This window comes from Streptomyces javensis (genome assembly GCF_039525925.1).
Lineage (GTDB): Bacteria > Actinomycetota > Actinomycetes > Streptomycetales > Streptomycetaceae > Streptomyces > Streptomyces asiaticus.
The window spans coordinates 42,361-68,873 of the sequence record NZ_BAAAIF010000020.1 but is presented as its reverse complement, the minus strand read 5'-3'; the positions used below and the strand labels follow the sequence as shown (position 1 = coordinate 68,873).

Below are 26,513 nucleotides of genomic sequence, written 5' to 3'. Positions count from 1 at the left end.
CACTCAATCAAGGCATAAGTCCGCCCATATGGGCAGCGCTCGGCAGCAACTGGACGGCAATCGTAACCGAGACGCGATACATCGCGACATGCGCGAGGCGAACGAAATGAAGAAATCGAGCCGCGGCCCTACGCCCGCGAGAGAGGCCCCGCCCCCGCCGTCAGGCCATCACCGTGTACCCGGCGCCGCGCAGCGCCTCCCGGACGTCCTCGCAGTGGTCCGGCCCCTTCGTCTCCAGGTGCAGCTCCACCTCGGCCTCGCTCAGCCCGAGCCGCGGGTTGGTGCGCACATGGCTGACGTCGAGCACATTGGCGTCCAGCGTCGACAGCACCCCCAGCAGCGTGGCCAGCGCGCCCGGCCGGTCGGTGAGCCGCAGCCGCAGCGACAGATAGCGCCCCGCCGCGGCCATGCCGTGCCGCAGGATGCGCTGCATCAGCAGCGGATCGACATTGCCGCCCGAGAGCACCGCGACCACCGGCCCCTCGAAGGACTCCGGCGCAGACAGCAGCGCGGCCACCGGGCTCGCACCCGCGGGCTCCACCACCAGCTTCGCCCGCTCCAGACAGAGCAGCAGCGCACTGGACAGCTCGTCCTCGGTGACCGTACGGACCTCGTCGACCAGGTTCTCGATGATCTGGAACGGCACATCGCCCGGCCGTCCCACCTTGATGCCGTCCGCCATCGTCACGGGAGCGTCGATCGTCACCGGCCGCCCGGCCGCCAGCGACGGCGGATACGCCGCGGCGCCCTCCGCCTGCACCCCCACCACCCGCACATCCGGCCGCAGCGACTTCACCGCCACCGCGATACCGGCGGCCAGCCCGCCGCCGCCGATGCCCACCACCACGGTGCGCACCTCGGGGCACTGCTCCAGGATCTCCAGCCCCACCGTGCCCTGCCCGGTGATGATGTCCGGGTGGTCGAAGGGGTGGATGAAGACCGCGCCCGTGCGCTCGGCGTACTCCTTCGCCGCCCGCATCGTCTCGTCCACGATCTGCCCGTACAGCCGCACCTCGGCGCCGTAGTCCCGGGTGGCCGCGATCTTCGGCAGCGGTGCGCCCTCGGGCATGAAGACCGTCGAGCGCACCCCCAGCAGCGAGGCCGCGAGGGCGACGCCCTGCGCATGGTTCCCGGCGCTCGCCGCGACCACCCCGGCCGCCCGCTCCTCGGGGCCGAGCCCCGCGATCCGCACATAGCCGCCGCGCAGCTTGAACGACCCGGTGCGCTGGAGGTTCTCGCACTTGAAGTGGACCGGCGCGCCGACCAGACCGGACAGATAGCGGCTGCCCTCCAGCGCGGTGAGCCGGGAGACGCCCGAGAGCGTCTTCTGCGCGCCGCGGATGTCGTCGAGGGTGATCGTCGTCCCGGACCCCTCGGAGGCGGAACCTCCGGATACAGAACCCTCGGACGCGGACGCGGACGGAGACGCGGTCACGGGGGCGGACGCAGGGGCGGGAGGGATGAGGTGCGAGGCCGGGCCGGACCCGGAGCCGGGCCCGTCCTCGTCGCCGTGTCGTGCAGCCATGGTCCCCAGTCTCGCAGCTCACCCCCGACACACCCCCGCGGGCCGGGCCGGCGGCGGGGATGGCCCCGGACCGACGCCGGACACGGGGCCGCCGACGGGCCACGGCGCCGGGGAACGGCCCAGAACGGCAGGTTGTGGCTCGGAGGCCGTCATGTTTTTGCAGCCCCCGTACGGGCGGGCCCCCGGCCGCGTACTCTGTGCCACACCCACAGACCACCGCATGAAGTGAGCCCTAGGCCATGCCCACCCAATCGGACATGACGACTCAACTCGACACCGGCGTACTGGACGCACTCCAGCATCAGGTCGCCGTCTTCGCCCGCCGTGCGGAACAGACCCGGCTCGGCGGCGTCGGCCAGGCCCGCAATTCCATGGACCGAGCCGCGTATCTGCTGCTCAACCGGCTCGACCAGGAAGGCCCCATGGGGGTCAAGGCGCTCGCGGGGAGCATGGGCATCGACTCCTCCACCGTGACCCGCCAGGTCGCCCCACTGGTCGACTCCGGCATGGTCAAGCGCACCTCGCACCCCGAGGACGGCCGCGCGGTCGTGCTACAGCTCTCCCCGCGCGGCAAGGCCCGCCTGGAGGAGGTGCGTTCGTCACGGCGCGATCTGATGTCCCGCGTGACCGGGGACTGGACGGCGGAGGAGCGCGATCTCTTCTGCGACCTCCTGACCCGCTTCAACGTCGCCCTCTCCGCCGCGCACACCACGGTGCCCCAGGCGGCGCCCGCCACCTGACCCCGGCGCAGACATCTTGACCAGGTGCCTGTGCCTGCCGTGTCCTAAAAGGAACGGGAGGCGGAGGGCGTGGTGCGAGAGCGGCGGGCAGCACGGGATGGCCGCCGGGCCCGGGAATTCGAGGCATTCGTCGCGGGCGCGGGTGGCCGACTGCTGCATGCGGCCGCGCTGCTCACGGGGGAGCCGACGGGGGACACCGAAGCCGCCGAGCGCCTGCTGACCGCCGCGCTCGCGCGCACGTACGCGCGCTGGGACCGGCTGCGCGGCGAGGATCCGTACGACCACACCCGCCGGACGCTGGCCGCCCTCTTCGCCCACCGGGGTCACCGCTACCGCCGCCCGCGCGGCGGCACCCTGGCCCGGCTCACCCCGCAGGAGCGGCTGGTGCTGGTGCTGCGGCTGTACGAGGGGGTCGCGGAGGAGCAGACGGCGGCGGCGCTCGGGCTCCCGGTCGAGCGGGTCCGGGCGATCTGCACCCGCGCGGTCACGGCGATGCGCAGCGCGGCGGCCCGGCGCGGCACGACTGGGACGCGCCCGTCCGCCGGAACGCCAGGCTCCGCCGGAACGTCGCCCTCCGGTGGAACGTCATCCTCCGCCGGAATGTCATCTTCCGGCGGAACGCCCCCGTCCAGCGGCAGCCCGTCGGCCACCGAGGCGACGGGGGCAGAAGCCGGAGCCGGAGCCGAGGCAGGAGCCGGAGCGGGCCCATGAGCTTCCCCGACCGCAAGGAGACCGAGGTCCGCCGGATGCTGGAGGGCCCGCACCCGGCGCTGCCGCCGGATCTGGCGGGCCGGGCCGCCGAACGGGGGCAGCGGATGCTCCACCGCCACCAAGTGGTGCGCACCATCGGCTGGTTGCTGCTGCTCGCCGCAATCGTCGCGTTCGGCGTCTGGGCGGCGATCGTCGAACCGTGGGCCGCGCCGCCGCCCACCGACACCACCCCTCCCCTCGAGGGGTGGTGACGCTGGGGGTGGTGACCAGAGCCGGTCGCCACCCCGGAGCCGGTCGTCAGCCCAGAGCCTGGCCCAGATCCATCAGCAGATCGTCGATCGACTCGATGCCGACCGACAGCCGTACGAGATCGGCCGGCACCTCGAGCGCCGAGCCCGCCGCAGAGGCGTGCGTCATCCGCCCCGGGTGCTCGATCAGCGACTCGACGCCGCCGAGGGACTCCCCCAGCGTGAACAGCCGCGCCCGGTCGCACACCTCGACCGCCGCCTCCTCGCCGCCCGCGACCCGGAACGACACCATGCCGCCGAAGGCCCGCATCTGCTTGGCCGCGATCTCGTGCCCCGCGTGCTCCGGCAGCCCCGGGTAGTACACCTGGGTCACCTTGGGGTGCGCGGTGAGCATCTCCGCGATCCGCGTGGCGTTCGCGCTGTGCCGGTCCATCCGGACGGCGAGCGTCTTGATGCCGCGCATCACCAGCCAGGAGTCGAAGGGCCCGGCGATCGCGCCCATCGCGTTCTGGTGGAAGGCGAGTTCGTCGCCGAGACCGGGGTCGGCGACGATCAGCGCACCGCCGACGACGTCCGAGTGCCCGCCCATGTACTTGGTGGTGGAGTGCACCACGACGTCCGCGCCGAGCGCGAGCGGCTGCTGGAGGTAGGGGCTGGCGAAGGTGTTGTCCACCACCAGCCGGGCCCCCGCTTCGCGGGCGACGTCGGCGACGGCGGCGATGTCGGTGATGCCGAGCAGCGGGTTGCTGGGCGTCTCGACCCAGACCACCTTCGTACGGGGGCGGAGCGCGGCCCGTACCGCCGCCGGGTCGGAGCTGTCGGCCACCGACCACTCCACGCCCCAGCGCTCCACGACCTTCGCGAACAGGCGGAACGTACCGCCGTACGCGTCGTTCGGGATCACGACGTGGTCGCCCGGCACCAGGAGCGTGCGCAGCAGGCAGTCCTCGGCGGCGAGCCCCGAGGCGAAGGCCAGGCCGCGGCGGCCGCCCTCCAGCGCCGCCAGGTTCTCCTCGAGCGCGGTGCGGGTGGGGTTGGCGGAACGGCTGTACTCATAGCCGCCCCGCAGACCCCCCACGCCGTCCTGCTTGTAGGTGGAGACCTGGTAGATCGGGGGGACGACGGCGCCGGTGAGGGAGTCCGCCTCCTGGCCCGCGTGGATGGCGAGCGTCTCGAAACTCTGAGGATGCCCCTGGGGGTGCTGGTGGCTCATGGGCCCGAGCGTAACGCCCGACGCGCCCGTGCTGGATTCAACGACCGCCGGGGCGCATAGGCTGGACCACAAGCCGTTCCGCACCACAAGCCGTTACGGGCCTTCACACGGGGACACCTCATGGAGCTTCTGATCTTCCTCATCGCCATCGTGATGATTGGCGGGCTGATCGTCGTACCGGCGCTGCGGCGGATGCGCGGGGGCCGCGGGGCCATGCAGGGCGCGATGCGCGCTTCGGACCCGCAGGAGTACGGCTTCGTGCCGCGCGAGCGGCTGGACGTACGGCTGCCCGGTCCGGACCGGCAGCTGATCGACGCGCTGGAGGAGGTCCAGGCCCGGCAGGACTGGCAGCCGGCCGCCCGGCTGCTCGCCCTCACCGACGCGACTTCGGAGCTGCGCTGGCAGCGGGTGCAGACCCTGGCCGGGGCGGCGGCCTTCGAGCTCGCCCAGGCCCCCGGCCAGGGCGGGATGTGGCTGCGCACCTGGCGGGTGGCGGCCCCCGAGGACCCGGGCGCGGCGGAGGTGCACGCGGAGTTCCTGGTCCGCCAGGCGCTGCTCGACCCGTCCTCGCAGGACTTCCGGATGATCCTGGAGGAGGCCCGGGACGTCTGCCACGAGGCGGCCCGGCTGGCCCCAAAGGACCCGGTGCCGCACATCATCGAACTCGGCGTGGCCCGCGGCATGGCCTATCGGCAGGCCGACTTCGAAGAGCTGTGGACCAAGGTCACCAAGCTCGCCCCGCACCACATGGGCGCCCATCTGGCCGCCCTCCACTACTGGTGCGAGAAGTGGCACGGCTCCCAGGACCGCGCCGACGCCTTCACCCACGCGGCCGCCGCCTCCGCCCCCGCGAAGAGCCTGCTGCCCGCCCTCCCCCTCTTCGGCGTCTTCGAGCACCTGCCGGAGGCCAACCTCGTGCGCACCCTCTACCGCAGCGAGGTGATCACCAAGGCGATGGAGGGCGCCCTCTACGCCGTCCGCCAGGCCCCCGCCGACCACCCGGTGCTGCCGCACGTCCGCCACCTGCTGGTCTTCTTCCTGGTCCGCGCGGAGCGGTACGCGGAGGCCCTGGAGCAGCTGCGCCATGTGGACGGCCACGTGGGCGCGGTCCCGTGGTCGTACGGGGCGGACCCGGCGGCCGAGTACACGGTGTACCGGGCGCTGGCGGTGGCGGGCTGGGAGGGCAGCGGCGGCACACCGGCGACGCTGCCGCGGTGACACTGCCGCGCTGACGGTGAGAGGGACCGCCGGAGGCCCGGAATTCCCGTACCCCCGTACCCGTTGAAGTCAAAGCACGCCGCGCGAACGTGGCAGCCGCCGTACCCGTCCCGCGAGGAGCCCGAAGATGCTGTTCAGCCGCCACAGGAACCACCTCCCCACCGCCGAGGAGGCGCTGAAGGGCCGCCCCGAACCGGGCTTCCCCGTGCCCGACCGCCACACGGTCCTCGGCAACCCCCTGACCGGCCCGTACCCGGAGGGCCTGGTCGTCGCCGACTTCGGCCTGGGCTGCTTCTGGGGCGCGGAGCGGAAGTTCTGGCAGGCCCCGGGCGTGTGGACCACGCTCGTCGGCTACCAGGGCGGCCACACCGAGAACCCCACCTACGAGGAGGTCTGTAGCGGCCTCACCGGCCACACCGAGGCCGTCCGCGTCGTCTTCGACCCGAAGATCACCTCCTACGCCGCCCTCCTGAAGGTCTTCTGGGAGTCCCACGACCCCACCCAGGGCTTCCGCCAGGGCAACGACGTCGGCACCCAGTACCGCTCGGCGATCTACGCCCACTCCCCCGAGCAGCAGTCCGAGGCCGAGTCCTCCCGCACCGCCTACCAGTCCGTCCTGACGGGCTCCGGCTACGGCGAGATCACCACCGAAATCCTCCCCGCGGGCCCCTTCTACCCGGCCGAGCCCTACCACCAGCAGTATCTTGACCGCAACAAAAACGGCTACTGCGGCATCGGCGGCACGGGCGTCTCCTGCCCGATCGGGGTAGCCCCGGCGGACGGCTAACGGCCAGCGGTCACTGGCAGCCGGCGCGGCCAAACCCGCGGCCGATCCCGGGGCGCTGGTCTTCTGGCCGCTCGGACACTGTCCCCGCCAGGCCGAGGAGGCGCGCCCTCACTCGATCGGGCGATGCGATCGGGCTCGCAGTCGATACGCTGCTCCCAGGGATCAGAATCCCGCCCATGGGAGCAGCAATGACCACCTCCGCCACTGGGCAGCCACTCATTCCTCAGCCGCCTGCCACTGCCACGGCCCTTCGCCAGGCCGTCGCGCAGATCGCCCCGCCGCCCTTCCCGCCTTCACGCGGGAGCTGGATCAGGCGGCCGACCAGTCCCGGCAGGCTTCCGACCTGGCCCCTCTCCAGCGGTTCATCGCCCAGTGGGCCGTCTACGTGCACATTCAGCGGCAGCCGGAGATCGCGAAAGAGTTCCGTCACTGGGAGGACGCTGCCGAGACGGGGGGACGCGCCCCAGGCCCGACGCGCTGCATCCGCGATCGGCAGGATCCTGGACGACGCACATGCCGCGCTCGGACTCCCACCTCGATGAGCGTCGGCCGGCGCTGGGAGTAACGACCCCGATCACGCTCACGTGGCAGGCGGCATCCCCGCTCACGTGGTGACCGAAGTGGAGCGTCTCGCCGGGCAACTGGTCGACCTGGCCGGCATGGGCGTCGATGTCAGCGACCACGGCAAGGGCCCGCGGACAGGGGGGGATACGCCGCATGGACGCGGCAGGCGGCTACTTCTTCTTCCTGGTGGCACCACGCGACCGCCTGGGGCACTCGGCACGACCACGCTCGGCGGCAGTGGGGCCCGGGGTTCCTCGCCCGACAGCCGTGGCAACCGGGTCTGGGAGGTCAGTCGTTGTCACCGTGTCCGCCACCATCGGCGGTCTTGGAGAAGCCGTCGTGCCAGGCGGCCTTCGCTCCGGAGTCGCCGATCCGGTACACGTCCACCACGGCGCCCGCGGCCACCACGACGGAGAGCACCACTGCCGCCGCACGGACGATCAGAGCGGACCGGGGCGTGGCCGCCCGGGTCCGCTCCTCGGGGGCCGCCTCCGCCGACGCCGACCCGCGGTTCGTCCACCAGACCGCCGTCGCCAGCACGAACAGGCCCGCCGCCCAGGGGAGCAACCCGTCGCCGAGCTCGGCGTGCTCGCGCACCAGGGCGTTGCTGTCGACGTGTTCCTCCAGCCACTCGCCGGCGTTCGTGGCCACGGGCACACTCGCCAGCGTCACGAGGGCCAGAAGGGGAAGCACCACCCCCATCCGCCGGGCGGCACTCGGCCATATCGCGCCGACCACGACGGCCAGGGCGCTCAGCGGGACGAGCACGACGACGAAGTGCACGACCAGGACGTGTGCGGGCAGGCCGTTGACAACGGTGATGCTCATCAGGTGTTCCTCCAGAAAGTGACCACGAGCAGTCGGCGCGTGCACGGGCGCTCCGTGTGTCGGCCTGTGAGGCGCGCCAGACTGGCACAGGAAGTTCTGAGCTTCCTCTGAACCCGCCCCCTTTCGGCGGCCGGTCAGCTCAGCCGGGCGTCGGCGTAGATGACCATGGCGTTCCGCTGGTATTCGGCCAGCCCGGCCGCGACCTGGTCGTAGGCCGCGCGCCACTGCGCGTCGTCGACGTAGTTCCGCGCCAGGGCCTTGAACGCGGCCGCGTCCGGGGTCCACATCCGGCAGATGCCCTGGTAATGGGCGTCGATCTCGGCCTGCACGGCGGGGTCGGTCACCGGCGTGGCGGCCTGCATGAACTCGGCCATACGGACGATGGCCGCAGTCGCCTCACGCTGGAGCCGCTCCGTCTCCGCCTCGGTGAGCGTGGCGGCGAACTGCGCTGACCGCTGCGCCTGGTCGGGCCACTGTGTGCGGGCGGGCGAGTCGTAGCGGGTGGTGTCGAAGCCGGTGAACAGGTTCTCCGGCCCGTTGATCTTTCCCATGTCGGGCGTCTCCTCGTCTTCCTCCAGTTCGGCGATGGTGCGGGCGACCGTGCGGGCGAGCACGTCGAGGCGGTCCCGCTCGGCCAGCAGTCTGCGCTGGTGCTCGCGCAGCGCGGCCACCTGGTCAACCTGGTCCGCCAGGACCGCCGCGATCTCGCGCAGCCCCAGGCCCAGTTCCCGCATCAGCAGGATCTGCTGCAACCGCAGCAGGCCGGCCTGCTCGTAGTAGCGGTGGCCGTTGCCGCCGATGTACGCGGGAGCGAGCAGTCCGATCTCGTCGTAGTGACGCAAAGTCCGGGACGTCACCCCGGACATCCGTGCCACGTCCGCAATCGACCAGGCCATGGCCGCACCCTCCTCGCCGGGCCGGTGCGTCCGGCCACACGTGCGACCGTAGGAGTTGACGCGACGGAAAGCGCAAGCCGCGGACGGCGGGCGGTTACCGGCGTCCGACGCGACCGACGCCGTCGATCTCGACGAGTACGCCGTCGCGCACGAGTTGCGTGACCACCGTGGTCCGGGCGGGCAGCGGAGCGCAATCCGCGAAGAACTCCGCGTACACGCGGTTGAAGGCGGCGAAGTGGCCGCGGTCGCTGAGATAGCAGGTGCACTTGACGATCAGGTCCTTGCCGCCACCGGCCGCGGCGAAGACCGCGACGAGGTTGCGCAGGACCTGCCGCGCCTGGTCGTCGAAGTCGGCCGGTATCTCGTGCGTAACGGGGTCGAGTGGCCCCTGCCCGGAGGTGAAGATCAGCTCACCGACCCTGATGGCCTGGGACAACGGGGGCGCGGTGCCGTCGGAGAAGCGTACGAACGGGGCCTTCTCGGTGTGGATGCCTTCGATCATGGAGACATCCTCCGTCACGGACGCCCTCCCGCTACATGGCGAGACACACGGAAGGGGAATAATTGGGCATTACGGGCGCAGCGGCGGAGTGGCGAAGCGTACAAGAGGCGGTGGCCGATGACGGACAGCGGCGACGGCGGGGGCCGGGGCGCACGGGGTCGTGCCCCGGCGCAGCTGAGTGAGCTGCTGGGGCTCGTCGAGGCCGCGCTCCGCGACGAGCGCGACAGGTCCGCCTTCCTGGACGAGACCACCCGGCGCCTGGGTGCCTCGCTCCACCACGGCCGTACCGCCCGTGCGCTCGTGGAGCTGGTGATCCCGGAACTGGCGGACGCGTCCGTGGTCGTCCTGCCCGCGAGCGGACGACGTACGCACTGGCACCGGGCGGGTCCGGGCGATGGCCGGGCCGCCGGGGAGGTGACGGTCGAAGCGCTCGAGCGGATACCCAAGGTCGCGGACGCGCTGCACGGACTCCAACCCCGCCCCGCTGTCGTACGCCCCAAGGAGATGGCCGCGCTCGACGACGTCCTGCCGGGTGAGCTCGTTCAGGGCGAGGAGGCGCTGGTGGTCCAGCTCGCCGCGGGAGGCGTACCGGCCGGTGTGCTGATCATGCTGCGCGGTCCGGGGCGTGCCCGCTTCGAGGACGCGGACATCGAGCTGGCGCACAAGTTCGCCGAACGGGCCGGACTCGCGCTGGCGACGGCGGCGCTCTACTCGCAGCAGGCCCACACCATCGCCGTCCTCCAGGCCAGCATGGCTCCGGAGCCGCTGCCGGTGGCCGACGGCCTCAGGCTCGGCGCCGCCTACCGGCCGGCCGCCGAGGCCCTGCGCATCAGCGGCGACTACTACCACGTGGCCCCCTGCCCCGCGGGCGGTGTCACGTTCTTCTTCGGCGATGTGGCCGGCAAGGGCGCGGAGGCCGCGGTGCTGGCGGGGCAGGTACGGCAGAGCCTGCGCACCCTGGCCATGGTCAAGCGGGGCCCCGACCCCCTGGGCGACCTCCAACTGCTCAACGACCTCGTCATCAGCGCCGGACGCCGCTTCACGACCCTGGTCACGGGCTCCGCCCGGCCCCGCGACGACGGCTCGGTGAAGGTGGAGATCGCCAGCGGGGGCCATCTCTCCCCGCTCGTACTCCGTGGCGACGGAAAGGTGGAGGAAATCGTCTGCGAGGGCATGCTCGTCGGGGCGTTGCCCGATCCCAGTTTCGGCTGTACGGAGTTCCGCCTCGCACCCGGTGAGCTGATGCTTCTCTACAGCGACGGGCTCACCGAGGCCCGAGGCGGGATGAGCGGACGGGAGATATACGGCGACGAACGCCTCGTCGACGCGCTGGCCAGCTGCGCCGGCATGCAGGCGCCGTCGGTCGCCGAGCGGCTGGAGCTCCTCACGACCGAATGGCTCGCCGGCCGCCCGCACGACGACATCTCCCTCCTGACGCTTCAGGCGCCTCCCCGCCGTGGCTCACCGCCGCACCGTCGGCCCGAGGGCCCCGGCGGGTCCGCGAGTACCGGGGAGCCACGGAGCCCATGAACGCCACCGGGATCACCGACGCCGTCCGGGCGGACTTCGATGCCTGCCTTGCCGACGCGGACGAGGGCGGAGCGCTGGAGCTGGCCGTCGGCCTGGTGACGAGCGGCGGCGTGAGCGCGGAGGACGTACTGCTCGGCCTGGTGGCACCCGCCCAGGTGAGGGTCGGTGAGAGGTGGGAGTCCGGCGAGTGGACGGTGGCGCGGGAGCACGCGGCCACCCATGTCAGCAGGCTGACGGTGGACGCGGTCGCCTCCGCCGCCCGCACCCCTGTCGAGGCCGGGCCACCGCGCCAGGTGCTGGTGGCGTGCAGCGATGGCGAATGGCACGTTCTGCCCTCCCACATCCTCGCCGAGGTGCTGCGCCTGCGCGGCTTCCAGGTGCGTTCGCTCGGCGGCTCGATCTCCCCGCCCGAGCTCCTGTCGGACGTCCATCAGACCGGCCCCGACGTCGTCGCTCTCTCGTGCACGCTGACGTTCAACCTTCCGCTCGCGCACCGGCAGATCGAGACCTGTAGATGCGCCGGTGTCCCGGTCATGGCGGGCGGTCCGGGGTTCGGCCCCGAGGGCGTATGGGCGTACGCGCTGGGCGCGGACCTGTACGCGGCAGACGCCCGCGCCGCGGCGGGAGCGCTGCTTCACCGCTGGCCGCCGGTGTTGTGCGGGGAGTCCTCGGTCCAGGCCGGTGCCGTGGAGGAGTACGCGGCACTCGTCAGACGACGACCCGAGTTGCTGGCGCACTTGGCGTATGCGCTGCGTGACGTGTTCCCCGGCTTGCGGCCCCGCTCGGACGGCTCGGACAACTCGGACGGCTCGGGCAACTCGGCCACCTCGGCCACCTCGGCCACCTCGGCCACCTCGGCCGCCTCGGCCGCCTCGGCCGCCTCGGCCAGGGAACACGAGGAGGGCACCGATTTTCTGGGCCGGTTGCTGGATTCCCTGGCGGCGGCCGTGTTCGTCGACGACGCACGCGTATTCACCGGGCAGCTCGCCTTCGCCGCGGCGTACTTCGCCGCCCGCTCGGTGGAGCCCCGCTGCCTCCTCGCGATGACGGATGCCCTGGCCGACCAGCTGCGCGGGTCGCCCCGGACCCGCGACACGCTCTCGGCGGGCCGCCGATGGCTCGCCGCGCCGGAGACCGAGGACTAGATCAGCCAACCCGCCGGGGGTTCCCCGGCCCACTCGATCCAGGCGGCACGGGCCGCGTACGGCGCCAACCCACCGATCCCGCCCGCCGTGGCGAACCGACGCCGAAGTCGTTCGAGCCGAAGCCGTCCGAGCCGAAGCCGTCCGAGCCGACGGCGCCGAAAATCAGTGGCCACCCGAACCGGCCGACCCCACGCTGTACGTCATGGAAGATCCGCAACGCGTGATCCGTGCCGTCCATTCGGAATCCACGATCACCGTCTACCAGGCGTACTCCCCCGAAATCGGCCTGCCCGCCGTCCGCGAGGGCCGTTTTCCGGCCCGGTGGAAGCGGGACAGGATGACATGGATCAAGCCGTCGTTCCTGTGGATGATGTACCGCTGCGGCTGGGGCTCGAAGGCGGGGCAGGACACCGTCCTGGCCGTCGAGATCAGCCGTGACGGCTTCGAGTGGGCGCTGCGCCACGCGATTCTGTCGAGCCATGTGCGTGGGGTACACCCCGACCAGAACACCTGGCAGCGGCAGTTGAAGCGCGCGCCCGCTCGCGTGCAGTGGGATCCCGAGCGGGACCTGCGCCTTCAGCCCCTGCCGTACCGGTCCCTGCAACTCGGTCTCTCCGGTGAGGCCGTACGGCGCTACGCGGACGAGTGGACGGTCGCCATCCGCGACGTAACCCCGCTCGCCCGCGAGATCCACTCCCTGGTCAGCGGTGGTGACCTGGACTCCGCCGGCCAACTGCTGCCCCAGGAGCGCCCCTATCCCGCCCCGGACGACCTCCTTGCCCACCTACGGGGATGACCGGCCGTCTGGCCGGCCGATCAGGACCAGCCGATCGGACCGGCGCGGTCGATGAAGCGCCCCGTTCCGGCGCCGGGCCCCTCGGTCGCGAGGCGGACGATCGCGTCGGTGCCCTCGGTGACGGTCTGCGGACCGGTGTGGCCGTTGAGATCGGTCGCCGTGTAGCCGGGATCGGCGGCGTTGACGCGAATGTCCTTCAGCCCCTTGGCGTACTGGGTGGTCAGCATGGTGAGGGCCGCCTTCGATGCGGTGTAGAGGGGCGCGATCACCGAGGACTCGACCCGGGACGGATCGTGGGTGATGGCGAGCGACCCCATCCCGCTGCTGACGTTGATGACGACGGGGTCCGGCGAGCGGCGCAGCAGCGGCAGGAAGGCGGTGGTCGTCCGCACCACACCGAACAGGTTGACATCGAAGACGCTCAGAGCGTCCGCGCCGGTCAGGGCACCGGGATCGCCATGCGGACCGTGCACCCCGGCGTTGTTGATCAGAACGTCGAGCGCGCCTTCGTGCGCGGCGACGTCGGCCGCCGCGGCGGTGACGGAGCCGTCGTCGGTGACGTCGATACGGACGAATCGCGCACCCAGCGCGGCGGCGGCCGCCGCGCCCCGCTCCGGATCGCGGGCCCCGACGATCACGGTGTGACCGAGTTCGATGAGGCGGCGGGCGGTCTCGTGGCCGAGCCCCTTGTTGGCTCCGGTGATGAACGTAGTGGTCATGGATCGATCGTCCGCGCGGCGCCGAGGCCGTACCAGGGACGCTTCGACCGTAGGAACGGCAGTACCAGAATGGGGGCGGGAAGGGGCAGGATGGCCGGTATGGCGACGAAAGAGGGAGTCGGGCTGGGCGCGACGATCCGCGCCTGGCGGGAGCGGCTGTCCCCATCCGCCGTGGGGCTGCCGACGGACCGGGCACGCCGCGCGACCGGGCTGCGCCGTGAGGAACTCGCCGAACGCGCCGGAGTCTCCGTCGACTATGTGGTGCGCCTGGAGCAGGGGCGGGCCACGGCACCTTCGGCCCAGGTCGTCGCGTCCCTGGCCCGCGCCCTGCGACTGACCACCGCCGAGCGTGACCACCTCCACCGCATGGCCGGGCTGGCCCCTCCGAATGACGATCCGATCCCGGATCGCATCCCGCCGGGCGTCCACCGCGTACTGCGCCGTCTCGGAGACGTCGCGGTCGCCGTATTCGCCGCGGACTGGCAGCTGATCTGGTGGAACGCCGGGTGGGCGGCGCTTCTCGGCGACCCGTCGGCGTCGCCACCGGCGCTGCGCAACTTCGCCCGCGAGAGGTTCCCGATCGGCTCCGACCCCGTGCGCATCGCCGCATGGCCGGTCATCGCGCGGAACAGCGAGGCCACAGATCTCGCCATCGTCTCCGACCTGCGCCGCGCCACCGGCCGCTTCCCCCATGACACACGTCTGGCGGAACTGGTCCAGGTGCTCACCACGGGCAACCCGACATTCGCCCGGCTGTGGGCGAGCGGCACGGTGGCCGCGCACCGCGAGGACCGCAAGACGGTCGAGCATCCCGAGGTCGGCCCCGTCGACGTGGACTGCGACGTCCTGACCGACGGCGATTCCGACTTCAAGATCGTGATCTTGACCGCCGTGCCCGGCAGTGCGGATGAGACCAAGTTGAGGCACCTCACGGCGCCCGCCACCACCAGCACCTCCGCGCCCGCCTCCTGATCGCCCTGCCCACCCGCCCGCCGGGACGGTGTGGCCCCCGCCCGCCAGCACTCGGCTCGTATGGTCACGCCGGGGCGTAGACGAGTCCGAGGATGCCGCCCGGGTAGGCGGTGCTCTGCTCCAGACGCAGCCGGTCGGGGTCACCCATTGGAGGACAATCACCGGCTATGGCCATCGATTACAGCAAGCGTCCGAAAATCGACTACCGCAAGCGCCCCACCGCACCGGCCCCCGCGATCAGTTTGGAAAAGGTCGCCGCCCAGGCCCCGGGGCTGGTCAGCCTCTACAAGACCGCCGCGGTCTCCTTGGCCAAGCACGCTGCCGGTGGGCAACGGGCCGCGGTGTATCTGGTGCTGGACCGCTCCGGAAGCATGCGCCGGTATTACCGGGACGGCTCCGTACAGTACTTGGCGGAGCAGACGCTTGCCCTCGCGGCCAACCTCGATGACGACGGGGTCGTACCGGTCGTCTTCTTCTCCACGGACATCGACGGAACCGCCGAGATCAGCCTCGACGCCTACCAGGACCGGATCAACCCCCTGCACGACTCACTGGGTCACATGGGCCGAACCAACTACCACCTCGCCATGCAGGCCGTCATCGACCACTACCAGGCGTCCGGGGCCGACGATCCGGCGTTCGTCGTCTTCCAGACCGACGGCTCCCCCACCTCCAAGGCGGCGGCTGAGCACGTACTGTGCACGGCCGCGCGCCTGCCCATCTTCTGGCAGTTCATCGGGTTCGGCGACGATGAGTTCCGCTTTCTGCGCAGGCTCGACGACCTGCCGGTGCCGAACCGGCGCGTCGTCGACAATGCCGGCTTCTTCGCCGCCGGACCGACACCGAAGGCCCTCTCCGACGCCGCCCTCTACGATCAGTTGCTCCATGCATTCCCGCTGTGGCTCGACTCCGCCCGGTCCGCCGGCATCCTGAAAGACCGAACGGACCACTGAGCCGGCGTTCCGCGATCGCTCTGTCGAGGCCGGGGCGGAGCCAACCGTCCGATCCTGGAGGTCGAATGAACGAAGATCCGAGAAGCGTCGTCGAGGCGGCGTTCCGTCATTACCGGTCACAGGACCGCGAGGCGGCCCTCCCCCTTTACGCCGACGACTTCACGTTCACCAGCCCCCAGGACGACCACATCGACAGGGCGACGTTCTTCGAGAAGTGCTTTCCCACCGCCGACCGATTCAGGGAGCAGCGGTTGCTGCACGTCACGCCCGCGGATCAGGAACTCGTCCTCGTCTACTACGAGTACGAGCTCACGACGGGCGACCGGCACCGCAACGTCGAGGCGATCACCGTCCGGGACGGCCTCATCCGGGAGGTGCGGGTCTTCTTCGGCGGCAAGGTGTGAGCCGGCCCCGCTACTGGCCGGAGGGGGTCGGTGCCGGTGCGAGGCCGTCTTCGACCAGGCCGGCGAGGACCGCTTCGCCCAGGGCGTGGACGGCGGACTGGGGGCGGACCATGACGGTGAACTCCTTGATGCGGCCGTCGTCGGCGAAGTGCAGCAGGTCGATGCCGTGGATCTCCTTGTCGCCGACCCTGGTGCGGAAGAGCAGCACCGCGGACGGGGCGGAGGTGCCGTCGGTGCTGGTCTGCGCGGTGCCGGTGTGGTCGCCGACGTAGCGGAAGTCCTGGAACGTGCGTAGCAGGACCCCGAAGAGGCCCAGCACCATCGGCTTGCCCTCGAAGGGGGTGAACTTGACGGGGCTGTAGAAGCGGATGTCCTCGGTGAAGAGGTCGTCCAGGGCCGCGAGGTCGCGGTTGTCGATGGCGGTACGGAAACGGTCGGCAGTGGTCATCGCACATCCGCCTTCTTTCATAGTCATGGATGTGAGTAGTCACTTTCATGACTATCATGGTCGCGTGTCCGGCGACAGAGGCATGACAGCGGCATGCGGCGGCACGGAGACACGAAGGAGGCGATCCGATGGCCCTGCGGCACGCCGTACTGGCGGCACTGCTCGAGGGGGAGCTCAGCGGATACCAGCTGACCAAGGCGTTCGACATCGGCGTGGCCAACTTCTGGCACGCCCAGCCACAGCAGCTCTACGCCGAGCTGACCCGGCTGGAGAAGGACGGGCTGATCGCGGGCCGGGCGGTGGTCCAGGAGACCCGCCCCACCAAGCGGTTGTTCCATGTGACCGATGCCGGGCTGGCGGAGCTGGAGGAGTTCACGGCGGCGTTCGCCAAGCCGTCCTTCATCCGTGACGACCTGCTCGTCAAGGTCCAGGCCGCCGACCACGTCGACACGGAGACCCTGATCGGTCAGCTCACCGAGCGCGCCTCCTTCGCCGAGGCCAAGATCCGGCTCTTCGGCAAGCTGCTGCGCAGGATGCGCGGTGACCGCACGGAGGAGGAGTTCCTGCGCCACGGCCACCGCATCGGCCCGTACCTGACCTGTCTGCGCGGCCTGGCCCTCGAACAGGGCAACCGCGACTGGTGCGAGCGCACCATCACCGTCCTGCGAGAGAGGCAGCGCAGCCGTGCCCGACACTGACGCGCCGTACAGCCGCTATGTCGCGCTGGGCGACAGCCAGACCGAGGGCCTCGGCGACGGGGACGACGTCACGGGTCTGCGCGGGTTCGCCGACCGCCTCGCCGAGCACCTCGCCCGCGCGAACCCCGGCCTCTCGTACGCCAATCTCGCCGTACGGGGCCGTCTCGCCGCGCAGGTCCACGCGGAGCAGCTCGCACCGGCCCTGGCGCTCCGCCCCGATCTGGCCACCGTCGTCGCCGGGGTCAACGACCTCCTCCGCCCCCGCTTCGACGCCGACCACACCGCCCACCACCTGGAGGCGATGTTCGCCGCGCTCACCGCGCAAGGCGCCCACGTCGCCACGCTCACCTTCCCCGACCCCGCCCGCATCAGCCCCCTGGCGCGCCCCCTCACCCCGCGCGTCGTCACGCTGAACGAGCGCATCCGCGAGGCCGCCCGGCGCCACGGCGTCACCGTCGCCGAAACCGGCCACTACCCCGTCGTCACCGACCCCCGGCTGTGGAGCCAAGACCGCCTCCACGCCAGCCCCATCGGCCACCAGCGCATCGCCGCCGCGCTCGCGTACACCCTCGGCCTCCCCGGCGCCGACGACACCTGGAGCCACCCCCTGCCCCCGCCGGCCACCCCCGTGCCCACCGGATGGCGCGCCGCCACCGACGAACTCCGCTGGACCGCCGCCTTCCTCGGCCCCTGGCTCACCCGCCGCCTCCGCGGCCGCTCCTCCGGCGACGGCCGCACGGCCAAGCGACCGCGGCTGGGGCCGGTGCGAGCAGATCGGACGGGTCCGTGAGCGATGGTGGGTCGCGCCCACCATCGCATCCGCCCTCGCATGGATCACCCGCCCAGCCGCGGCATGGGCCGTGGCTGCGAGCGTGTCGAGCCGGTCCACTGTGGTCACCCTTGCTACCGTCCACTTCGCCCAAATCATCCATAAAGGACCGATTCGCGTCTGCGGTGGTCGAAAGGACACGGACCATGAACGACTTTTCCCGTCGCGGACTGCTGAGGGTGACCGCGGGCGCCGGTGCCGGTGCGGTCGTCGCGTCGGGCGCCGCGGTCGCCGCGGCCCCCGCTGCCGGCGCCGTGACCGAGGCGTCCGGGGGCGATGCGCATTGCGGGCCCGCGGAGCTGACCGGCCGGATCGTCCGCCCCGAAGACGCCGGATACACAGACGCACGACTCGGCTGGGACCAGCTCTTCTCCCACTATCCGCTGGTCATCGTCTTCGCCCAGAACACCCAGGACGTGGTCAACGCCCTGACGTGGGCGCGGCAGAACGACGTGGCGGTGCGGGTGCGCAGCGGCCGCCACGCCCTTGAGGGCTGGTCGAACGTGGACAACGGCCTCGTGATCGACATCAGCGAGTTGAAGTCGGTTCACATCGACACCGAGTCGCGTATCGCGACGGTCGGCGCCGGGCTCAACCAGTTGGAAGCGGTGACCACCCTCGCGGAGCGGAACTTCGCGGTGACCACCGGGACGGAGGGCAGCGTAGGCCTGTCCGGTGCGACGCTCGGCGGCGGATTCGGCTTCCTCACCCGCTGGCTCGGCATGGCCTGCGACAGCCTGGTGGGGGCCGAGATCGTCGTCCCGTCGGGCGCCGAGTGCGCCAAGGTGCTCCAGGCGAACCCGCACAACAACTCGGATCTGCTCTGGGCGCTCCGTGGCGCGGGGAACGGCAACTTCGGCATCGTCACGTCACTGACCTACAAATTGGCTCCGCTGAAGAGCGTCACTTATCTTCAGGCGACGTGGCAGGGCATCGACAACCTTCGCCCCATCTTCGAGGCATATCAGCGCACGGCGCCGACCACCGATCCCCACCTCGGAACCCAACTCGAGATCCACCGAAACCAGATCTTTCTGTTCGGGGTCCTCCCCGAAGGAACGCCGGAAGAGACGAAGAAGCTGCTGGCCCCGATCCTGTCGATCGACAGCCCGGACGTCACCACGCAGGTCGGTAACTGGGGTGACGTATACGCGGGATTCCAGATTCCGATCGAGCAGGAACCGGCGAACTGGAAGTTCCACTCGCAGTTCACCAGAAAGCCGTTCCCGGACGACGCGATCGACATCGTCGACTCGTTCATCAAAACCGCCCCGACGGATGACAGCAACTTCTTCGTCCAGGCTTTCGGTGGGAACGTCAGGAGGAGCCCCCGCGGCGGCACTGCCTTCCCGCACCGCGACGCGCTCTTCTACTCCGAACCCGGCGCCGGCTGGGGGACGCGCAGTGACCAGCCGGGCGTCTGCGACCCGCTCACCTCGCAGTGCCAGGCCTGGATCGCCGAGTTCAGCCAGGCCCTGCGGACCTACGTGGACGGCGCCTACGTCAATGTGCCGAACGTCGCGCAGCAGGACTGGGAAACCGCCTACTGGAGGAACAACTTCGACCGGCTCCGCACAATCAAGGCGAAGTACGACCCCGACAACGCCTTCCAGTACGAGCAGAGCGTCCCGCCCGCGGTCTGCTGACCGAGCAAGTCTGCTGACCGAGCAAGTCTGCTGACCGAGCAAGTCTGCTGACCGAGCAAGTCTGCTGACCGAGCAGGTCTGCTGACCGAGCACGGCGCGAGCCCCCTCCCGAGCGGCGAGGGGGCTCAGGCATGCGGCTCAACGCGGAAAGGCCGCTGCCCTGGTGCCGTCACACACCAGGGCAGCGGGTCAGTGGACCCTCATGGCTCAGCTGTGAGCTGGTCAGCCGATGGGGTTGACGAAGGTGCCGGGGTGGGCGGCGCTGCGCTGGTCGACGAGGGAGTCGGACTCCCACGGCCACTCGATCTTGAGGGCCTTGGTCTCGTTGGGCGGGGTGATCTCGACCCAGGCCGGCTGGTAGAAGCCCTCTTTCTCCCCTGTGAAGGCGAGGTTCAGGGTGAACTCGGTGCTCTGCCCGGCCTCCACCTCCACGGAGCTCCACTTCTGCGAGGAGCGGGCCAGGGACCAGCGCTCGCCGCCGTTCACCGAGGTCAGGTCAACACCGGGGAAGCCGCCGAGCTTGCAGGAGTAGGAGCCCTTGTTCATCAGGACGATGGTGGCGGTCGTCGCGCCCGCCGCGCCCTCCTCCCGCTCCGGGAGCGCGTCCTGGCCCGTGGCGAAGGCGGCTTCCAGGTTCTCGGTGCGGCAGCGCTCGACGCCCGCGTGCGCCCTGCCGCCGCCCTCGGTGGCGGCCTGCCCGCCGCCCGGCTGGTCCTTCGCGCCGTCCGCCTCCGAGCCCCCCTTGGCGTCGGAACCCCGCGCACCGTCGGAGGAACCCGAGGAGCCGCCGGACCCGGCCGGGGCCGTGTCGGCCTGGCCCGCGGACTTCTTGTCGCCGGCGTCCGAGTCGTTGCAGGCCGTCAGGGTCAGGGCGGCGGCCGCGGTCAGGACCGCGGCGGCGACGCGGAGACCGCGACGGCGGGCGATGCGGGCAGTGGTGTTGGAGCGCATTTCGGGTCCCCCGGGAGTGGTCGGTGTCGTGGTCCGCTCGGTACGACAACAACTCTGACCGGGGCCACTACCGAACTGCCGCCGTCCCGCTAACATCCGGCTAACACGGCTGTTACCGGGAACATCGAGGCCGATCTGCGGTCCGCGGCCGGTGCGCCCGCACATCCCCGGTGATCCAAGGGGTTTGGTCCCCGCGGCCCCGGGGTCCCCGCGGACCCTTGAGCCATGCCCGCCATCGGCCAACCGCACCCGCCATCGGTACGATCAGTACAGAACAGGAACCCATCCCACGGGGGTGCAGGTCATGTCCGAGTCGACCGTGTCCGGCCGAAGCGACTCGCCCGCCGTCGCGCTTGGCCCCACCGCGCTTGTGCTCGGCCTTTTCTCCGCCGTGGGCACATGGGTGCCGGTGCTCGTGCTCGTCACCTTTCCGTGGACGATCATCGCCGGGCCGCTCGCCATCGCGCTCGGCGCCATGGGTGTGCACCACGCCCGGCGCGGGGCCGGGCGCCTGTGGGTCGCCATTGCCGGAACCGCCCTCGGTGTCATTGGGTTCGGCGGCATAACCGCCCTCTTCTGGTCCTTCGGCGGCTGACTACACGTTGGTGTCGAGCTCGGCGGCGGACGCGATGATGGCGTCGAGGACGGTCAGGACTTCCTTGCGGGGCTCGGAGCGGGTGGTGCGGTGCCGGGCGATCAGGCGGCGGGTGCCCAGGCCGGGCAGGGATACCGCCTTTACGCCGTCGGGCAGTACACCCAGCACGGCCAAGGCGGGCACGATCGCGATGCCCAGGCCTCCCGACACCAGTGAGAGCGCGACGTCGTAGTCGTAGTAGCTGTGGGCCGGGGGCGCGGCCTTCAGGCCGCGCCGGGCCTGTTCGGTGGCGCTGTGGGCGGCCGCGCCCGGGTCGACGCCGAGCCAGGTGAGGTGTTCCAGGTCCGCCGTACTGACCGGGACCGGCGTCGCCGCGGGCATGACCACCACCCACGGTTCCTCCAGCACCGGCACGTCGCGGGTGCCGCGCACGGCCCGGTGTCCGATGGGGCTCTCGGCCTCCAGGATGATCAGGTCGACCGCTCCCGACCGCAGCTCCTGCTGGGCCTTCTCGCCGTCCATCTCCCGGATCAGCACTTCCAGGCCGGGGAACTGCTCGCGCAGCCGGTGCACCAGCGGTACGAGCAGCATGCGGATCACCGTCTTGAAGGCGCTGATGACGACCGTGCCCGTCACCTCCCCCTGTAGCGCCGCCAGTGCTTTGCGGGCGTCGGTCAGCTCGGACTCGATGCGCTCCGCGGTTTCGGCGAGAACGCGACCCGCCTGTGTGAGGACGGCCCCACGGGGCTGACGGTCCAGAACGGTGACGCCGACCACGGCCTCCAGACGGGCGATCTGCTGGGACACGGCGGACGGCGTCAGATGCAGGACATCCGCCGCCGCCAGCACCCCTCCGGCCCGGTGGACGGCCAGCAGTACGGCCAGTTTGCGTGCGTCGATATCCATTCAGTTCAGCTTAATGCGGGGGGAAGACAACTTCGATTGATGTGTATCCCCGTGGCCGCCACCATGGCGGTATGGAGGAGTTGCTGCCCCTGGTCGCCGCGGCGGCCGGGTGGATCGGGGCCCTGTGCACCGCCACGGCCTACGCCCTGGTGTCACGTCGGCGGATCGAACCGGATTCGCGCACATCCCAGTCGATCAACATGCTCGGTGGCGCACTGCTGGCCGTATCGGCGGCCGCCAATGGCGCCTGGCCTTCGGTCACTTCGAACTTCGTATGGGTCATCATCGGCATGCAGACCCTCGTGGGCGTACGCCGCGGGCTGGGCGTGACCGACGGTCGCTAGCCCCGCCTAACCCTGCCCAACCCCGCCTAGCCCTGCCTAGCCCGCGACAACGGCTACCACACCACCGGCACCTGCTCGAAGCTGTCCGTGAGCACTCCGGCGCGGTGCGCCAGCTCGGAGGACGGGACGGCGAGGGCGAGGCCGGGCAGGCGGTCCAGGAGGATTTCCAGGGCGACGTGCAGTTCGGTGCGGGCCAGGGCCTGGCCCATGCAGGAGTGGGCGCCGGCGCCGAAGGCGAGGTGGCGGTTGGGGGTGCGGGTCAGGTCCAGCTGGTCGGGGTGGGGGAACATCCGCTCGTCGCGGTTGGCGGAGGCGACGACCGACACGGTGGTACTGCCCTTCGGGAGCACCTCGCCGCCCAGCTGGGCGTCCTCCGTCAGGTAACGCGGCATGCCCGGGCCACGGTTGACGTCGAAGCGCAGCAACTCCTCGACGGCCGGGCGGATCAGGGAGCGGTCGTCCAGCAGGCGCTGCCAGCGGGAACGGTCATCGAGCAGGACCGGGACCAGCTTTCCGATCACGCTCGACGTGGTCTCGTGGCCGGCGTGCATCAGGCCCCGCGCGATCTGGACCAGGACCGCCTCGGGCGGGCGGGGGTCGGCAGCGTCGGTGATCTCGATCAGCTTGCTGAGCAGGTCGTCACCCGGCGCGCTCCGCGTCCGGGTCACATGCTCGCCCAGATACGCCTGGAGTTCCTCGCGGGCGGTGCGGGTCTCCCGCTCGCCGTAGCGGTCCCCGCTGAACAAGGCGCCCGACCAGTAGGCGAAGCGGTCCCAGTCCGCCTCCGGTACGCCCAGCAGGGCGCCGACGACCCGCGCGGGAAACGGGTACGCGAAACCCGTCCAGAGGTCGGCGGGGGCCGACCCGGCCTCCATGGCGTCCACCAGGGCGTGGCCGATGGTGACGATCCGGGGGCGGAGGACTGCCACCCGCTTGGCGGTGAGCGCCTGGCCCACCAGGCGCCGCCAGCGCTGGTGCCGTTCGCCCGTGCCGATCCCGTCCGGCCCCGCCTCGCTCGCGTCCCGGGGGAAGCGGGGATCGGACAGCATCGCGCGCACATCCTCGTACCGGGTCAGCACCCGCACCGGGGCGCCGGTGGAGCGCAGCCTCAACTCCGGGATCGGGCAGCCCTCCGCCCGGAGCGCCGCCCACTCCTTCGGCGGTTCGAGGGGGTGCTCCGTGGCGAACGGGAAGTCGCCGAGGGGGCAGCGCGCTTCCGCGGCCTCCGGCTTCGCGCTCCGCGCGGCTTCCGGTTTCGTCTCGTTCGCCACTTCTGCTTCACCCACGGAGCGCCTCCAGACCCGTACGACGTGCGGCGATCAGTTATGCATCACTCATGGGTGAAGTCAAAGAGGCTGCCGGTCACGGCGGTTGGCGGCCTCGGCGGTGGTCTTCAGGTCGCTCAACCACGTTTCGAGGCCCTGGCCCAGGGCCTCGGTCGCGGTGGGGATATCCGCCTCGACCTGGTCGCCCGTCCACGTTTCCTCGGTGTGGACCCGGACGCCTCCCCTGACCTTGGTGAAGGTCCACACATGGACGCCCTCGTCGATGCGCAGCCCCTCACCGATCGCGGGTCCGCTCCACCGGATGCAGGAGTCGCGCTTGAGCTGGTGGACGGTGGAGGTGATGTCGAGCGTGGTGGCGGGGGTCGTCGGGGTGGCGGGCGCCGGGGTGGTCCACCGGAACCGCGAACCCTTCCGGAGCGGACCGGGGTCGAGGCGCTTCATGGTGAGGACGGGGGGCTGCCAGGTCGGCCAGCGCTCCACGTCGGTCTGCAACGCGAAGACGGTGCTCAGCGGCGCCTTGATCACGACATCGGACCGGTAGCGGATCCGGGCGGTGGGGTCGACGCCTTCGCCGCGGCAGGTGGCGGGGTCGTCGTGGTGGGCGGCCTGGGCGGTCTTGGCCCTCGCTGGTGCGGCTTGGGTCTGCGGGGCCGCCATCCCCACGACACCCGCGGCGGCGAGCGCGATCGTGAGCGCGGTGGTGGGTACGTGGTTCCGCGCGGGTGACGGGCGGTTGCCGGACATGGGTTTCCCTTCGCTGTGGGCGATTCGCGGTCGAGTTGGGCAATGCGGTCGGTGGGATGCGTCGTCGGCGGTCCCGCGACCCGCGGGTCATCCCCGCGCGCTGATCCGGAACACCGGGAAGCCGGGCGCGATCTCCAGCAGCTTCTCGTCGCTCGACGTCGCGTCGACGCCGTCGAAGAAGCGGCCGACCTCCCACGCCCACTTCTTCAGGTACAGCCGCAGGATCTCCGGCTTCGCGTCGTCCTCGACCTCGACGGCGCTGAACGGCTCCACCCTGCGCCCCAGCCGCAGTTCGCCGCCGCCCGCCGCGCGCATATTGCGCACCCACTGGGTGTGGCCGCGCGGGGCGACGAGATAGCGCTCGCCGCGCAGGGTCAGCGGGTTGACCGGGGTGGTGCGCCACTCGCCGCTCCTGCGGCCGCGAACGGCCAGGATCTGGCTCCCGGCCAGGCCGATGCCGAGCTTCGTGAGGCGCTTGGCGAGGCCGTTGAAGATCCTGTCGAACGTGCTGGGCTTGAGGTTGCGGAGCTCGGTCATGTCATCCCTCTTCGGCCCTCGATGTGCGAGAGCGGTGTTCAGGCGGCGAGAGCAGCGCTCTCAGTTGAGAACACTGAACACCGAATCTCTGCCGCCGGTCAAGAGCAGTGCTCTCGGAATCGTGCGCCGCTCTCGCTCATGGCACACTGGTCGGCATGAACGCCAGTCGGACAGCCAGGGAGCGGGCCCGGGCGGAGCTCACGCAGGAGATCAAGAACGAGGCCCGGCGTCAGCTCGCGGTGGATGGCGCCCAGAAGCTCTCGTTGCGCTCGGTCGCCCGGGAGCTGGGCATGGTGTCGTCGGCCCTGTACCGCTACTTCGCCAGCAGGGACGAGCTGCTCACCGCGTTGATCATCGACGCGTACGACGCGGTGGGCGCGCGGGCGGAGCAGGCCGCGGAGGGGGGCGCGCCGCGGGAGCGCTGGCGCAAGGCGTGTCACGCGGTCCGGGACTGGGCGCGGGCCAATCCGCATGAGTACGCCCTGATCTACGGTTCGCCGATCCCGGGGTACGCCGCCCCGCAGGACACGGTCGCCTCGGCGGCGCGGGTACCGATGGTCCTGATCAGGATCCTGCGGGAGACGAACCCCTCGCCCGCGTTCGAAGGCCCGCCCCTGACCGACGTCCTGGCCGGTCAGTTGCGGGCCCTGAGCGAGCAGGTCACGCCGGATGGTGAGCGGATCGCGCCGGACCTGCCGCTGGAGACGCTCAACCGCGGCATCGTGGTGTGGACGCAGCTGTTCGGGATGGTGAGCTTCGAGCTGTTCGGTCAGTTCGTCGGTAGCGTGGACCCCACCGACGAGTTCTTCGACCACGCGATCGAACAGCTCGCCGACTTCCTCGGGCTTCCGCCGACCCGTTGACGGGTCACGGGCGGCGGGCCGCCCACAGGGTGCGCTCGGCGCGGACGGCGAGGTCGTCGCGTCGCAGCACACCGTCCGGCCCGTCGCTGTCGATGAGGTGGTCGAGGGTGTCCAGGTCGTCGGGGCTCAGGCGGTCCGCCACATGGGAACGCACACGGCGGAGGAACGCCTGGGCGTAGCGGCCGGTGGGCTCGGGGAGCGGGGGGCGCAGATCGATGGCGAAGGGGCGCTCCGTCACGATGGTGAATCCGGCGCGGGAGAGGCGAGGGCCCCAGTCGGAGCCCAGCTCCGGCATCCGCTCGGCGTGCTCCTGGGCCTGTACGGCGTGACAGCGGGCTTCGAGCCCTGGGCGCCCCCGGCCCACGTCCTCGGGGAGGAAGCGCGGGAAGCCGGCCATCTCGATCACGGCCAGAAGGCCGCCGGGACGCAGCCGCTCGAAGATCTCGCACAAGCCGCGGTCGGGGTCGGCGAGGTGGTGGACGGACGCCGACGCCCACACCAGGTCCACGGGGCCGAAGTCCGGCCATGTGCCGTCCAGATCCGCCTGGACGGTGCGGACGCGGTCCTCCACTCCGCGTGCGCGGGCCTTGCCCCGCAGATGCTCCAGGAGGTCAGGGGATCGGTCGACGGCGATCGCCTCGGCCTCCTCGAAACGCTGGAGCAGGGCGAGGGTGCCGGTGCCGGTGCCACTGCCCAGGTCGAGGATGCGGTGGGGCGGGTCGTCCCGCGTCAACTGGGCCAGTTGGGACGTCACTTCGGACAGATAGGTGTGCAGGACCTCGGCGTCGAGGTCGAGGAGTTCGGCCCAGCCCGAGTCGTCCGCGCTGTGCTCGTGGTGGTGCTGGTGGTGGTGGTCCTGGTGGTGCTCGTGGTGGTGGTCCGTCATGTTTCGAGCGTAAGTGGGCCTTGCTTCAG

The 26,513-nt window shown here is 71.2% G+C and carries 30 protein-coding genes and 1 pseudogene; 18 read left to right on the top strand and 13 right to left on the bottom strand.

The window, feature by feature from the left end; translation table 11 throughout:
• Positions 1-160: 160 nt before the first annotated feature.
• Positions 161-1,525 carry a threonine ammonia-lyase gene (gene ilvA, locus ABD329_RS20020; protein ID WP_214664985.1) on the bottom strand — a complete coding sequence of 455 codons (1,365 nt, stop codon included), beginning with the start codon at positions 1,523-1,525 and terminating at the stop codon, positions 161-163.
• Positions 1,526-1,764: 239 nt separating this feature from the next.
• Between ilvA and ABD329_RS20015 the strand changes: the two genes are divergently transcribed.
• The 3 genes from ABD329_RS20015 (at position 1,765) to ABD329_RS20005 (ending at position 3,227) form a co-directional block, all read left to right on the top strand.
• On the top strand, positions 1,765-2,265 hold the full coding sequence (locus tag ABD329_RS20015) for a MarR family winged helix-turn-helix transcriptional regulator (protein ID WP_198277800.1): 501 nt from the start codon (positions 1,765-1,767) through the stop codon (positions 2,263-2,265).
• Positions 2,266-2,337: 72 nt separating this feature from the next.
• On the top strand, positions 2,338-2,976 hold the full coding sequence (locus ABD329_RS20010) for a sigma factor-like helix-turn-helix DNA-binding protein (RefSeq protein WP_198277806.1): 639 nt from the start codon (positions 2,338-2,340) through the stop codon (positions 2,974-2,976).
• Positions 2,973-3,227, top strand: a complete 255-nt coding sequence (locus ABD329_RS20005; protein WP_198277801.1) for a hypothetical protein — start codon at positions 2,973-2,975, stop codon at positions 3,225-3,227. Before ABD329_RS20010 ends, ABD329_RS20005 begins: the two co-directional genes overlap by 4 nt.
• A 46-nt stretch (positions 3,228-3,273) precedes the next feature.
• Here the strand turns inward: ABD329_RS20005 and ABD329_RS20000 are convergent, their stop codons facing one another.
• On the bottom strand, positions 3,274-4,437 hold the full coding sequence (locus ABD329_RS20000; protein WP_198277802.1) for a cystathionine gamma-synthase: 1,164 nt from the start codon (positions 4,435-4,437) through the stop codon (positions 3,274-3,276).
• A gap of 120 nt (positions 4,438-4,557) precedes the next feature.
• On the opposite strand from ABD329_RS20000, the gene ABD329_RS19995 reads away from it, so the two are divergent.
• The 3 genes and pseudogenes from ABD329_RS19995 to ABD329_RS19985 all read left to right on the top strand — a co-directional run bounded on the left by ABD329_RS19995 (position 4,558) and on the right by ABD329_RS19985 (position 6,984).
• Positions 4,558-5,655: a hypothetical protein gene (locus ABD329_RS19995; protein WP_344316702.1), complete on the top strand. Its 1,098-nt coding sequence runs from the start codon at positions 4,558-4,560 to the stop codon at positions 5,653-5,655.
• A gap of 127 nt (positions 5,656-5,782) precedes the next feature.
• Positions 5,783-6,442 carry a peptide-methionine (S)-S-oxide reductase MsrA gene (gene msrA, locus ABD329_RS19990; protein ID WP_198280038.1) on the top strand — a complete coding sequence of 220 codons (660 nt, stop codon included), beginning with the start codon at positions 5,783-5,785 and terminating at the stop codon, positions 6,440-6,442.
• A 188-nt stretch (positions 6,443-6,630) separates the two neighbouring features.
• A pseudogene (locus ABD329_RS19985) lies at positions 6,631-6,984 on the top strand (DUF6247 family protein).
• A gap of 310 nt (positions 6,985-7,294) precedes the next feature.
• Here ABD329_RS19985 and ABD329_RS19980 read toward each other — a convergent pair.
• The 3 genes from ABD329_RS19980 to ABD329_RS19970 form a co-directional block, all read right to left on the bottom strand.
• Positions 7,295-7,834: a DUF2231 domain-containing protein gene (locus ABD329_RS19980; RefSeq protein ID WP_198280039.1), complete on the bottom strand. Its 540-nt coding sequence runs from the start codon at positions 7,832-7,834 to the stop codon at positions 7,295-7,297.
• Positions 7,835-7,968: 134 nt separating this feature from the next.
• Complete coding sequence (locus ABD329_RS19975; RefSeq protein WP_198280040.1) at positions 7,969-8,730, bottom strand: MerR family transcriptional regulator; 762 nt, start codon at positions 8,728-8,730, stop codon at positions 7,969-7,971.
• A 94-nt stretch (positions 8,731-8,824) separates the two neighbouring features.
• On the bottom strand, positions 8,825-9,232 hold the full coding sequence (locus ABD329_RS19970; protein ID WP_198280041.1) for a RidA family protein: 408 nt from the start codon (positions 9,230-9,232) through the stop codon (positions 8,825-8,827).
• 117 nt (positions 9,233-9,349) lie between these two features.
• On the opposite strand from ABD329_RS19970, the gene ABD329_RS19965 reads away from it, so the two are divergent.
• The 3 genes from ABD329_RS19965 (at position 9,350) to ABD329_RS19955 (ending at position 12,703) form a co-directional block, all read left to right on the top strand.
• Positions 9,350-10,762, top strand: a complete 1,413-nt coding sequence (locus ABD329_RS19965; protein WP_246618875.1) for a PP2C family protein-serine/threonine phosphatase — start codon at positions 9,350-9,352, stop codon at positions 10,760-10,762.
• Complete coding sequence (locus tag ABD329_RS19960; protein ID WP_198280042.1) at positions 10,759-11,907, top strand: cobalamin B12-binding domain-containing protein; 1,149 nt, start codon at positions 10,759-10,761, stop codon at positions 11,905-11,907. Before ABD329_RS19965 ends, ABD329_RS19960 begins: the two co-directional genes overlap by 4 nt.
• Before the next feature lie 202 nt (positions 11,908-12,109).
• Positions 12,110-12,703, top strand: coding sequence for a DUF4291 domain-containing protein (locus ABD329_RS19955; RefSeq protein WP_198280043.1), 594 nt, complete (start codon positions 12,110-12,112; stop codon positions 12,701-12,703).
• 20 nt (positions 12,704-12,723) lie between these two features.
• Here the strand turns inward: ABD329_RS19955 and ABD329_RS19950 are convergent, their stop codons facing one another.
• Positions 12,724-13,422, bottom strand: coding sequence for an SDR family NAD(P)-dependent oxidoreductase (locus ABD329_RS19950; RefSeq protein WP_198280044.1), 699 nt, complete (start codon positions 13,420-13,422; stop codon positions 12,724-12,726).
• 90 nt (positions 13,423-13,512) lie between these two features.
• Here ABD329_RS19950 and ABD329_RS19945 point away from each other — a divergent pair, with 90 nt between their 5' ends.
• The 3 genes from ABD329_RS19945 (at position 13,513) to ABD329_RS19935 (ending at position 15,751) form a co-directional block, all read left to right on the top strand.
• Positions 13,513-14,394 carry a helix-turn-helix transcriptional regulator gene (locus ABD329_RS19945; RefSeq protein WP_198280045.1) on the top strand — a complete coding sequence of 294 codons (882 nt, stop codon included), beginning with the start codon at positions 13,513-13,515 and terminating at the stop codon, positions 14,392-14,394.
• A gap of 167 nt (positions 14,395-14,561) precedes the next feature.
• A complete protein-coding gene (locus tag ABD329_RS19940; RefSeq protein ID WP_198282026.1) occupies positions 14,562-15,347 on the top strand; it encodes a vWA domain-containing protein in 786 nt (261 codons plus the stop codon).
• Between the two features lie 65 nt (positions 15,348-15,412).
• Entirely contained in the window at positions 15,413-15,751 is a 339-nt protein-coding gene (locus ABD329_RS19935; RefSeq protein ID WP_198282025.1) for a nuclear transport factor 2 family protein, read from the top strand.
• 10 nt (positions 15,752-15,761) lie between these two features.
• Here the strand turns inward: ABD329_RS19935 and ABD329_RS19930 are convergent, their stop codons facing one another.
• Entirely contained in the window at positions 15,762-16,199 is a 438-nt protein-coding gene (locus tag ABD329_RS19930; RefSeq protein WP_198282024.1) for a nuclear transport factor 2 family protein, read from the bottom strand.
• 128 nt (positions 16,200-16,327) lie between these two features.
• Here ABD329_RS19930 and ABD329_RS19925 point away from each other — a divergent pair, with 128 nt between their 5' ends.
• From ABD329_RS19925 to ABD329_RS19915, 3 genes are all read left to right on the top strand, one after another.
• Positions 16,328-16,897, top strand: a complete 570-nt coding sequence (locus ABD329_RS19925; RefSeq protein ID WP_198282023.1) for a PadR family transcriptional regulator — start codon at positions 16,328-16,330, stop codon at positions 16,895-16,897.
• Positions 16,884-17,687: an SGNH/GDSL hydrolase family protein gene (locus tag ABD329_RS19920; RefSeq protein WP_344316699.1), complete on the top strand. Its 804-nt coding sequence runs from the start codon at positions 16,884-16,886 to the stop codon at positions 17,685-17,687. Before ABD329_RS19925 ends, ABD329_RS19920 begins: the two co-directional genes overlap by 14 nt.
• Before the next feature lie 185 nt (positions 17,688-17,872).
• Positions 17,873-19,372 carry an FAD-binding oxidoreductase gene (locus ABD329_RS19915; RefSeq protein ID WP_198280881.1) on the top strand — a complete coding sequence of 500 codons (1,500 nt, stop codon included), beginning with the start codon at positions 17,873-17,875 and terminating at the stop codon, positions 19,370-19,372.
• Between the two features lie 222 nt (positions 19,373-19,594).
• On the opposite strand, the gene ABD329_RS19910 is transcribed toward ABD329_RS19915, so the two are convergent.
• Positions 19,595-20,323 carry a DUF4232 domain-containing protein gene (locus ABD329_RS19910; protein WP_198280880.1) on the bottom strand — a complete coding sequence of 243 codons (729 nt, stop codon included), beginning with the start codon at positions 20,321-20,323 and terminating at the stop codon, positions 19,595-19,597.
• A 304-nt stretch (positions 20,324-20,627) separates the two neighbouring features.
• On the opposite strand from ABD329_RS19910, the gene ABD329_RS19905 reads away from it, so the two are divergent.
• The gene (locus ABD329_RS19905) at positions 20,628-20,918 is read left to right on the top strand and encodes a hypothetical protein (RefSeq protein ID WP_198280879.1); all 291 of its coding nucleotides are present in this window, start codon (positions 20,628-20,630) and stop codon (positions 20,916-20,918) included.
• Here the strand turns inward: ABD329_RS19905 and ABD329_RS19900 are convergent, their stop codons facing one another.
• Positions 20,919-21,824 (bottom strand): LysR family transcriptional regulator, encoded by a 906-nt coding sequence (locus tag ABD329_RS19900; protein ID WP_198280878.1) that lies wholly within the window; start codon positions 21,822-21,824, stop codon positions 20,919-20,921.
• A 71-nt stretch (positions 21,825-21,895) separates the two neighbouring features.
• Here ABD329_RS19900 and ABD329_RS19895 point away from each other — a divergent pair, with 71 nt between their 5' ends.
• Positions 21,896-22,168, top strand: coding sequence for a CBU_0592 family membrane protein (locus ABD329_RS19895; RefSeq protein WP_037950822.1), 273 nt, complete (start codon positions 21,896-21,898; stop codon positions 22,166-22,168).
• Positions 22,169-22,221: 53 nt separating this feature from the next.
• Here ABD329_RS19895 and ABD329_RS19890 read toward each other — a convergent pair whose 3' ends face one another.
• The 3 genes from ABD329_RS19890 to ABD329_RS19880 form a co-directional block, all read right to left on the bottom strand.
• On the bottom strand, positions 22,222-23,454 hold the full coding sequence (locus tag ABD329_RS19890; protein WP_198280877.1) for a cytochrome P450: 1,233 nt from the start codon (positions 23,452-23,454) through the stop codon (positions 22,222-22,224).
• 60 nt (positions 23,455-23,514) lie between these two features.
• Positions 23,515-24,198, bottom strand: a complete 684-nt coding sequence (locus tag ABD329_RS19885) for an SRPBCC family protein (protein ID WP_344316698.1) — start codon at positions 24,196-24,198, stop codon at positions 23,515-23,517.
• Positions 24,199-24,285: 87 nt separating this feature from the next.
• Entirely contained in the window at positions 24,286-24,735 is a 450-nt protein-coding gene (locus ABD329_RS19880) for a nitroreductase family deazaflavin-dependent oxidoreductase (protein ID WP_198281234.1), read from the bottom strand.
• Between the two features lie 155 nt (positions 24,736-24,890).
• On the opposite strand from ABD329_RS19880, the gene ABD329_RS19875 reads away from it, so the two are divergent.
• On the top strand, positions 24,891-25,598 hold the full coding sequence (locus ABD329_RS19875) for a TetR/AcrR family transcriptional regulator (protein ID WP_198281235.1): 708 nt from the start codon (positions 24,891-24,893) through the stop codon (positions 25,596-25,598).
• A 4-nt stretch (positions 25,599-25,602) separates the two neighbouring features.
• Here ABD329_RS19875 and ABD329_RS19870 read toward each other — a convergent pair whose 3' ends face one another.
• Entirely contained in the window at positions 25,603-26,484 is an 882-nt protein-coding gene (locus tag ABD329_RS19870) for a class I SAM-dependent methyltransferase (RefSeq protein ID WP_198281236.1), read from the bottom strand.
• Positions 26,485-26,513 lie beyond the last annotated feature (29 nt).